Genomic DNA, 6,169 nt, shown 5'->3' on the forward strand with positions numbered 1-6,169 from the left:
TAATGGGGGCACTCCGCCCCCCGAGCCTGCATGTCCGCGCCCCATTCCCGCCTCAGCCGCCTGTGGGCCCATGAAAAAGCCAGCTACGGCCTGCGCGTCTTCATTGCCCTGACCACCGCGCTGGGCGTGTGCTGGCACATGGACGCACTGCCGGCCCTGCCCGGTGTGTTCCTGGGCATCATCGCCAGCGCCATCGCCGAAACCGATGACAACTGGTGGGGCCGCACCAAGGCGGTGCTGCTGTCGCTGCTGTGCTTCTGCATTGCCGCCGCGTCGGTCATCTGGCTGTTCCCGTGGCCGTGGCTGTTCATCGCCGCGCTGGCGCTGTCCACCTTCGGCCTGACCCTGCTGGGCGCGCTGGGCGAACGCTACGCCTCCATCGCCCAGGCCACGGTCACCCTGGCCATCTACACCATGATCGGGCTGGAGCAGCACGGCGGCGCCGGCGATCTGCCACGCGCCCTGCATGCGGTCAGCCACCTGCTGGCCGGTGCGGTCTGGTATGGCCTGTTGTCCATTGTCTGGACCGCCCTGTTCGCCAACCGCCCGGTACGCGAACGCGTAGCCCGCCTGTACCAGGAACTGGGCCGCTACCTGCAGTTGAAGGCCGCGCTGTTCGAGCCGGTGCGTGAAGCGGACCTGCACCGTCGCCAGCTGGACCTGGCCGAGCAGAACCGCAGGGTGGTGGGCGCACTCAATGAAGCCAAGGCCGCGATCATGGCGCGCTTCGGCCGCTCCGGCCGCCCCGGGGTGAATTCCGGCTTGTACCTGCGCCTGTACTACATGGCCCAGGATTTCCATGAGCGTGCCAGCTCGTCGCACTACCCCTACGGCGCCCTGGTGGATGCGTTCTTCCACAGTGACGTGCTGTACCGCTGCCAGCGCCTGCTGGACCTGCAGGGCCAGGCCTGCGCACGGCTGGGCGAGGCGATCCGCCTGCGCCGGCCGTTCGTGTACGGGGAAAGCAACCAGCAGGCCGGGCGTGACCTGGCCGATGCCCTGGCCTACCTGCGCGACCAGCAGCGCCCGCAGTGGCAGCGCCTGCTGGGTTCGCTGGACCTGCTGGTGCACAACCTGCGCAGCATCGAACGCCGCCTGCTGGACGCCGAACGCTCCGAAGCCAGCCTGGACAACGTCGATACCCGCCTGCGCGACAGCAACCCCCATACCCTGCGCGAAATGGGCGTGCGCATCCGCCAGCAGCTCACCCCCGGTTCGGTGCTGTTCCGCCACGGCCTGCGCATGGCGCTGGCGCTGATTGCCGGCTTCCTGGCCATCCGCCTGTTCAATGCACAGAACGGCTCGTGGGTGCTGCTGACCATCGTGTTCGTGTGCCGGCCCAACTTCGGCGCCACCCGCCAGCGCCTGGCCCAGCGCATCGTCGGCACCCTGGCCGGCCTGGTGCTGACCTGGGCACTACTGCAGCTGTTCCCGCAGCTGCACGTGCAGTTGTTGATCGCCCTGCTGTCGGCCCTGCTGTTCTTCTTCACCCGCACCGACCGCTACCTGGTGGCCTCGGCGGCGATCACGGTGATGGCGCTGACCTGCTTCAACCTGATCGGCGATGGCTTCGTGCTGATCGTGCCGCGCATGGTCGATACCCTGCTGGGTTGCGCCATCGCCGCCGCCGCGGCCTTCCTGATCCTGCCCGACTGGCAGGGGCGGCAGCTGCACAAGGTACTGGCGCGGGTGCTGGACACCGCCGCGCGCTATCTGGAATCGGTGCTGGGCCAGTACCGCAGCGGCATGCGCGACGACTTGGCCTACCGCATTGCCCGCCGCGACATGCACAACGCCGATGCAGCGCTGTCCACGGCCTTGTCGAACATGCTGCGCGAACCCGGCCATGTGCGCCGCAACCTGGATGCCGGCTTCCGCTTCCTGGCACTGTCCAACACCCTGCTGGGCCACCTTTCCGCACTGGGCGCGCACCGCGACCAGGTGGACAGCTTCGCCGCCGACCCGCTGGCCCTGGCCGCCGGCGAACGCGTGCGCAAGGCGCTGGAACAGCTGGGCAGTGCGCTGGGCGCACGGCAGCCGGTCAGCGAAGACGACAACGACGCCGACCGCGCCGTGGCCGCCGAACTGGAACAGACCGACGACAGCATGGCGCCGAAGCTGCAGCTGATCCGCACCCAGATGGCACTGGTGCTGCGCATGCTGCCGAAAATGCGCGCGGCGGCCAACGAAGCGGTGCGTGGCCTGACCTGATTCCGCCTGCAGGGGCGGAGGTGGTGGCTGCGCGGGTGCCGATTCCGTTTCCGCTGACGGGGCTGGTTCCGTTGCCCATGCCGATGCTGATTCCGTTGCCGATGACGGTAACGGTGCCTTTGCCGGTGCGGGTAACGGTGCCTTTGCCGGTGCGGGTGCCGGTGCGGGTGCCGGTGCGGGTGACGGTGACGGTGACGGTGACGGTGACGGTGACGGTCGCGGCGACGGCGACGGCGACGGCGACGGCGACGGTAGAGTCGAGCTTGCTCGACTGCTCCGCCAACAGCAGTCGAGCAAGCTCGACTCTACGACGGACAGCATCGCGGCATCGCTCGGCCCGGGCATCGCGCATCATCGCGGCATCGTTCGACCCGGGCATCGCGCAGCATCACAGCATCGTTCGGTCCGCCATCGCGGCAGCATCGCGGCATCGTCCGGCCCGGTGCCAGGCATCGTTCGGATGGAGCGCCACCACTGCGTGTCCCGCCGCCCCGCACCCGCCGTGCAGGCAGGAATGCTAGGCTGCGGCGGTCCAAGGAGGTTCCATGTCCGGCCACAACCAGTTCGCCCTGCTGCGCCAGCGCCGCTTCCTGCCGTTCTTCATCGTGCAGGCGCTCGGTGCCTTCAACGACAACGTCTACCGGCAAGCGATCATCGGCCTGCTGTTCTACCTGGGCGTATCGGAAGAGCAGCGTTCGCTCTACACCACGCTGGCGCCGGCCATCTTCATCCTGCCCTACTTCCTGTTTTCAGCCCTTGCCGGCCAGATCGCCGACAAACTGGAAAAATCGCGCCTGATCGTGATCACCACCACCATGGAGATCGTGATCATGTCGATGGCGGCGGTCGGCTTCCTGACCGAAAGCCTGCCGTTCCTGCTGGTGGCACTGTTCTGCACCGGCATGCAGTCCACCCTGTTCGGCCCGGTGAAGTACTCGGTGCTGCCGGCCGTGCTGAAGCCCGAAGAGCTGACCGGCGGCAATGGCCTGGTGGAGATGGGCACCTCCATCTCGATCCTGTCGGGCATGATCCTGGGCGGCGCGGTGTTCCTGCTGGCCGGCAGCCAGGGTCCGATCGTGGCGGCCACGGCGGTCATCGCGCTGGCGGTATGCGGCAACATCGCCGCACGCATGATCCCCAAGGTCGATGCCGGCGACCCGGACCTGAAGATCAACTGGAACCCGTTGCCGGAATCGTTGGTCGTGCTGCGCATGGCACGGCAGCAGAAGGCGGTGCGCAACGCGATCCTGGGCGTGTCCTGGTTCTGGTTCGTCGGCACCGTGCTGACCTCGCAGCTGCCCAACTACGCACTGGCCAACCTGGGCGGCGAACCGAAGCTGTACCTGTTCGCGCTGGCCCTGTTCTCGGTCGGCACCGGCGTCGGCTCGCTGCTGTGCGAAAAGCTGTCCGCGCGCACCGTTGAAATCGGCCTGGTGCCGCTGGGCGCCTTCGGCATGACCGCCTTCCTGCTCGATCTGTACTTCGCCCGCCCGGGCGAGGCCACGGTGCACGGCATGGGCATCCTGGCCTTCCTGCAGCAGGCCGGCAGCGTGCGCATCGTCGTCGATCTTGTCGGTATCGGCCTGTTCACCGGCGTGTTCGTGGTGCCGCTGTTCGCGCTCATCCAGAGCCGCACCCCGAAGGCGCAGATGTCGCGCGTGTTCGCCGCACTGAACATCCAGAATTCCGGTTTCATCGTCGGCGCCGCCCTGATTTCACTGGCCGCGCGCGAATGGCTGCACTGGACCATCCCGCAGTTGTTCCTGGCACTGGCCATCGCCAATGCCGTGGTGGCGATCTACATCTTCACCATCGTCCCCGAATTCCTGATGCGCTTCCTGAGCTGGGTGATGGTGCGCACGCTGTACCGGCTGCGCCCGCATGGCATTGAAGCCAACGTGCCCGACGAAGGCGCCGCGCTGCTGGTCTGCAACCATGTCAGCTACATGGATGCGCTGATCCTGTCGGCGACGATTCCGCGCCCGGTGCGCTTCGTCATGTACTACCGCATCTTCAACATCCCGGTGATGCGTTGGATCTTCCGCACCGCCAAGGCGATCCCGATTGCCGGCGCACGCGAAGACCCGGCCTTGATGCAGCGCGCGTTCGACGAAGTGGATGCCGCGTTGGCCGAGGGCGAACTGGTCTGCATCTTCCCCGAAGGCGCACTGACCCGCGATGGCGAGATGGCGCCGTTCAAATCGGGCGTGGAGAAGATCCTGGAGCGCAGGCCGGTGCCGGTGGTGCCCATGGCCCTGCGCGGCATGTGGTCGAGCATGTGGAGCCGGCGCGATACCCGCCTGGGCCGCATGCGCGTTCCGCGCCGCTTCCGCGCCACCGTGGAAGTGGTCGCCGCACCCGCCGTGGACGGCCAGCGTACCGATGCGGCCGCGCTGGAAACGCAGGTGCGAAGCCTGCGCGGCGACAACGCCTGACGCAGCTGACACGGGGCGCAGCGTGCCCCGTTACGTCGACTGGACACCCGCCGAGCCCCCCTTGGCGGGCATGTAAACGCATACATGAAGCCCGCGTTGCGGTAGATTACGCACCCACAGGGGGGAGGTTCGGCCTGTCCGCGACAGACCGACCGCCAAGGAATGGAGTCTTGCTTTGAATCAACCGCCACCTATCGAGCGTCCGGTGTACATCCCCAACCATCTGGTCTGGGCGATCGTGACCACGCTGTTCTGCTGCCTGCCGCTGGGGGTGGTGTCGATTGTCTATGCGTCTCAGGTGGACGGCCGCCGCGCGGCCGGTGATCTGCCGGGGGCCTTCAGTGCGTCGCGCAAGGCGGGCTGGTGGGCGGTGGCTTCGGCCGTCGCACTGCCGGTCCTGTTGCTGTTGTGGTTCGGGCTGTTCGGCGGCTTGGCCGCGCTGGGCGCTCTTTCCGACCTTTGATTCACACCACCACCCATCGAGGAGCTTGAACCATGAACACCACCACCCCGCAGGTCCCCAACAATCTGGTCTGGGCCATCCTGTCGACCCTGTTCTGCTGCCTGCCGGCCGGCATCGTGTCGATCGTCTACGCCGCCCAGGTCAACGGCAAGCTGGCCGCTGGCGACATCGCCGGTGCCCGTGAGTCGTCGGAAAAGGCCAAGAAGTGGGCCATCTGGTCGGCCATCGCCGCTGTCGTGGTCGGTATCCTGTACGGCATCCTGATCGCCGTGGTCGGCGTGATGGGCGGCGGCAGCAGCTACTGATGCACCCTGCGGGATCCGGCTCCGCGCCGGATCCCGTTGTCGCATGTCCGTCCTTCCCGCACGTTCCCGACTGGCCCGCTGGGCCCCACTGCTGGCCGCTTCCGGCCTGGCCGCGGGTGCCGCCGTGGTGCTGCGCCACGTCAATCCCTATGTCTCGGGCAATCCACTGCCCGGCTGCCCGCTGTATGCACTGACCGGGCTGTACTGCCCCGGCTGCGGCAGCACGCGCTGCCTGTACTCGCTGGTCCACTTCGACCTGCCCGGCGCGATGGCGATGAATCCGCTGCTGGTCATCAGCCTGCCGTTCCTGTTCCTGATGCTGCTCAACAGCGCCGGCATCCGTCCACGCGTGCTGGACCCGCTGATGCGGGTGCTGGCCAACCCGATGTTCTGGCTATGGCTGCTGCCGGGCTACGCGCTGCTGCGCAACCTGCCCTGGGCCCCCTTCACCGCCCTGGCCCCGGTCTAGGGTTCAAGCCAACGGCGCAGCCCCTCGTGGTGGGGCGTTTGGCGATCATGAGGTTGGCCGGATGCGATGGGCTTGCGGGGGACGCCGTAAACCCATCCATGGGGGCTTAGCCGCGCCATCCATGGCGCGGATACCCCCGCAAGCCCATCGCACCCGGCCACGGACAGTTTCCGTGCGCGTCCACCACGGAAAAGAAAAGAAGATCAAAAGCCACAGCGGGTCGCTGCGCTCGGTATCCACGCATGGCGTGGATCTACTGTGTCGACCAAGGTCGACACCTACCAAC

Annotated in this window: 6 protein-coding genes; all 6 read left to right on the forward strand. The window is 67.4% G+C overall.

The annotated features are described in order from the left end of the window. Window positions 1–30: 30 nt before the first annotated feature. The 6 genes from yccS to C1931_RS18395 all read left to right on the forward strand — a co-directional run bounded on the left by yccS (window position 31) and on the right by C1931_RS18395 (window position 5,883). Window positions 31–2,211, forward strand: a complete 2,181-nt coding sequence (gene yccS, locus C1931_RS18375) for a YccS family putative transporter (protein ID WP_108751073.1) — start codon at window positions 31–33, stop codon at window positions 2,209–2,211. A gap of 77 nt (window positions 2,212–2,288) precedes the next feature. Then, complete coding sequence (locus C1931_RS20375) at window positions 2,289–2,732, forward strand: hypothetical protein (RefSeq protein ID WP_159095519.1); 444 nt, start codon at window positions 2,289–2,291, stop codon at window positions 2,730–2,732. Window positions 2,733–2,756: 24 nt separating this feature from the next. Beyond that, window positions 2,757–4,646 carry an MFS transporter gene (locus tag C1931_RS18380; protein WP_108757363.1) on the forward strand — a complete coding sequence of 630 codons (1,890 nt, stop codon included), beginning with the start codon at window positions 2,757–2,759 and terminating at the stop codon, window positions 4,644–4,646. A 175-nt stretch (window positions 4,647–4,821) separates the two neighbouring features. After that, window positions 4,822–5,109, forward strand: a complete 288-nt coding sequence (locus tag C1931_RS18385; protein ID WP_108751075.1) for a CD225/dispanin family protein — start codon at window positions 4,822–4,824, stop codon at window positions 5,107–5,109. Between the two features lie 32 nt (window positions 5,110–5,141). Continuing rightward, window positions 5,142–5,414 (forward strand): CD225/dispanin family protein, encoded by a 273-nt coding sequence (locus tag C1931_RS18390; RefSeq protein WP_108751076.1) that lies wholly within the window; start codon window positions 5,142–5,144, stop codon window positions 5,412–5,414. Window positions 5,415–5,457: 43 nt separating this feature from the next. Continuing rightward, window positions 5,458–5,883 carry a DUF2752 domain-containing protein gene (locus C1931_RS18395; protein WP_108757364.1) on the forward strand — a complete coding sequence of 142 codons (426 nt, stop codon included), beginning with the start codon at window positions 5,458–5,460 and terminating at the stop codon, window positions 5,881–5,883. Window positions 5,884–6,169 lie beyond the last annotated feature (286 nt).

Origin of the sequence: Stenotrophomonas sp. YAU14A_MKIMI4_1 (assembly GCF_003086855.1) — a bacterium.
Taxonomy (GTDB): domain Bacteria; phylum Pseudomonadota; class Gammaproteobacteria; order Xanthomonadales; family Xanthomonadaceae; genus Stenotrophomonas.

Excerpts from the sequence above, each read along its gene's own strand:
- yccS (WP_108751073.1), top strand. The coding sequence starts at position 31 with ATGTCCGCGCCCCATTCCCGCCTCAGCCGCCTGTGGGCCCATGAAAAA.
- C1931_RS20375 (WP_159095519.1), top strand. The coding sequence starts at position 2,289 with ATGCCGATGCTGATTCCGTTGCCGATGACGGTAACGGTGCCTTTGCCG.
- C1931_RS18380 (WP_108757363.1), top strand. The coding sequence starts at position 2,757 with ATGTCCGGCCACAACCAGTTCGCCCTGCTGCGCCAGCGCCGCTTCCTG.
- C1931_RS18390 (WP_108751076.1), top strand. The coding sequence starts at position 5,142 with ATGAACACCACCACCCCGCAGGTCCCCAACAATCTGGTCTGGGCCATC.
- C1931_RS18395 (WP_108757364.1), top strand. The coding sequence starts at position 5,458 with ATGTCCGTCCTTCCCGCACGTTCCCGACTGGCCCGCTGGGCCCCACTG.